Source organism: uncultured Veillonella sp., from assembly GCF_934190855.1.
Lineage (GTDB): Bacteria > Bacillota > Negativicutes > Veillonellales > Veillonellaceae > Veillonella.
In genome coordinates, this window is sequence record NZ_CAKPTN010000189.1 from 1 (window position 1) to 2,993 (window position 2,993).

Annotated in this window: 4 protein-coding genes; all 4 read left to right on the plus strand. The window is 40.5% G+C overall.

Features of this window, described 5'->3' with window-relative positions; genetic code table 11:
* The coding region (locus Q0F90_RS08500; protein ID WP_296004751.1) for a cobyrinate a,c-diamide synthase at nt 1-1,087 on the plus strand (1,087 nt) is incomplete at its 5' end.
* Between the two features lie 2 nt (nt 1,088-1,089).
* On the plus strand, nt 1,090-1,632 hold the full coding sequence (gene cobO / locus Q0F90_RS08505; protein ID WP_296004753.1) for a cob(I)yrinic acid a,c-diamide adenosyltransferase: 543 nt from the start codon (nt 1,090-1,092) through the stop codon (nt 1,630-1,632).
* A 142-nt stretch (nt 1,633-1,774) separates the two neighbouring features.
* Nucleotides 1,775-2,164 (plus strand): class II SORL domain-containing protein, encoded by a 390-nt coding sequence (locus tag Q0F90_RS08510; protein ID WP_005386220.1) that lies wholly within the window; start codon nt 1,775-1,777, stop codon nt 2,162-2,164.
* 190 nt (nt 2,165-2,354) lie between these two features.
* On the plus strand, nt 2,355-2,993 hold a 639-nt coding region (locus Q0F90_RS08515; RefSeq protein WP_296004754.1), incomplete at its 3' end, for an aspartate kinase.

Here is a 2,993-nt window from a genome sequence, read left to right on the forward strand (position 1 = left end):
TGGCGGCCGAGAAGGTGTTAGTTCTACAGCTCAAATTGCTAAGCAATTGAATGCACCTGTAGTACTAGTTATTGATTGTAAGGCTATGGGTGAAAGTGCGGCTGCTATTGCTAAAGGTTTCCGTGACTATGATCCAGAGGTAAATTTTGGCGGTGTCATTTTAAACCGTTTGGGTTCTGCTAACCACGAACGCATGGTTCGTGAAGGTATGGATAAAATTGGTGTACCAGTTATTGGTGCTATTTATCGTGATGACCGTATGCACTCTCCTGAGCGTCATTTGGGTCTCACACCGGTTACTGAAATCGATCCAACAGAGGCCATCAATACGATTCGTGAAGCCGTTGAGAAAATGGTCAATCTCGACCAATTATTAGACATTGCATCTAGTGCACCTAGTATTGAATTACCAGAGTCAGTAGATGCTAAATCTGTTGAAAAGCGAGTTAAAATTGGCGTAGCTTATGATGAGGCATTCTCGTTCTACTATCCAGCAAGTTTAGCGGCTTTAGAGGAAAAGGGGGCCGAGCTCGTTTACTTTAGCCCACTTAATGATTTAGAGATTCCCGAAGTAGACGGCCTTGTATTTGGTGGTGGCTTCCCTGAAATGTTCTTATTCCAATTGTCTAGCAATGAATCTATGAAGGAGTCTATCCGTTACGCTAATAAAGCGGGGATGCCGATTTATGCTGAATGTGGTGGTCTTATGTATCTTTGTGAAACGATTCACGATTTTGAAGGCTCCGTATATGACACAGTAGGCATTGTACCAGCTAACTGTGTAATGCAACAAAAATTGCAAAAGGTTGGTTATGTAACGGCAACTGCAAAGAGAGATACTTTGTTAGGGGCTGCCAATACATCCCTTCGTGGGCATGAGTTCCATTTCTCTACGATGGAACCGACTGTAGAAGACTTTCCATGGGCATTCCATTTAGAAGGGGGCCGCAAACCTCAATCTTATGATGGCGGTTATGCTACTGATAATGTATTAGCATCCTATTTACATTTGAACTTTGCTGGTTCTGATGAAGGAGCGCAACACTTTGTAGATACATGTGCTACGTATAAAGCTAAAAGGAGCTAATTATGAGTGAACGAGGCTTAATTTTAGTCAACACAGGTAATGGTAAAGGTAAAACTACGGCTGCTTTAGGTGTTGCGTTGCGAGCTGTTGGTCAAGGTTTTAAGGTTCTCATACTACAATTTATTAAAAGTGGTAATGGCTATGGTGAATTAGCAGGTCTCGCTAAATTGGGGGACCAAGTAGAAATTCGTTCAATGGGTAAAGGCTTTATCTACTATAAACGTGATGAAGTAGGAGAGGCTGAACTTGCTCGTCATAAAGAGGCGGCTCAAGCTGCTTGGCACACTTTGGTAGAGGAAGTTAACTCTGATACATGGGATCTCATCATTATGGATGAAATCAATAATGCCATTAATTACGAGCTTATCGATGTAAGCTCTGTAGTAGATATGCTAAAGAATAAACCAGAACGACTTCATGTAGTTTTGACAGGCCGTTATGCTAAGCCAGAAATCATTGACATTGCAGATACCGTAACAGAAATGAACGTAGTAAAACATGCTTATGAAAAAGGCATTAAGGCCGCAAAAGGCATTGAGTTCTAAGTATAAGCTATAATTAAATCTAAAAATTTCGAAAAAGACCTTGCTAAAACTATATCGAAAATGTATAATATAGTCATAAGCACAGTAGTGCTCAATATTCTTGACATTAAGTATGTATATAAGACTAACCAGGAGGTTAACTATGGCTGTACATGATTACATTAAATCCGGCGATTTCGCTACTGAAAAACACGTTCCTGTTATCGAAACAGTTGACACTGTAAAAGCAGGTGAAACTTTCCACGTAACATTGTCCGTTGGTAAAGACATCGCACATCCTAACACTGTAGAACATCACATTGAATGGATCAAATTGTACTTCGTAGCTGAAGGTACTCAATTGCCATTCGAAGTAGGTGAAATTTCCTTCAATGTACATGGTGACGGTGCAACTGCAAACGAAGGCCCTGTACATGCAATTTCTGAAGGTTCTTTGGCAGTTTCCTTGAACAAATCCGGTAAATTGATTGCTGTATCTTACTGCAACATCCACGGTTTGTGGGAATCCGAAAAAGAAATCACAGTTGCTTAATTAACTTAATCAACTAATAAAGACCAGCCTTAGGGCTGGTCTTTTTGCATATATTATAATGTCCGCAGAAAAAGGATTTTTGTATTAGTCCAGTGGAATGATTGCTGTACATCCCTTTACAGTGCTATTTGTTTATGGTAAAGTATATGCATATTGATTTTTAGTAAACATAGTTAAATGAGGGATTATTGTGGCCTTAATCGTTAAAAAATTTGGTGGTAGTTCCGTAGCTACACCAGAAAAAATATTTAATATTGTTGATCGCGTCCTTCGTGAGAAGCAAGCTGACGATAAAATCGTTCTCGTTGTATCTGCTATGGGTGATACAACTGATGACTTGGTAGCGTTGGCTAAACAAGTTACATCCAAGCCTTACGGTCGTGAAATGGACCGCTTGTTATCTACAGGTGAACAAGTAACGATTGCATTGATGGCAATGGCTTTCAACGAACGTGGTCAAAAATCTGTATCCTTAACAGGTGACCAAGCCGGTATTACAAGTAGTGATACTTTCAATAAAGGCCGCATTTTGGGCGTTGACCCAAATCGCGTATTTGAAGCGTTGGAGGAAGGCAACATTGTAGTTGTTGCTGGTTTCCAAGGTATTACTGAATATGGTGATATGGTTACATTAGGTCGTGGTGGCTCTGATACAACAGCTGTTGCGTTGGCAGGCGCTATGAAGGCTGATGTATGTGAAATCTTCACAGATGTAGACGGCGTTTATTCTACAGATCCTCGCGTAGCGAAGGAAGCTTTCAAATTAGAAGAAGTAACGTATGGCGAAATGCTCGAAATGGCTCGTCTTGGTGCAGGTGTAATGCAACCA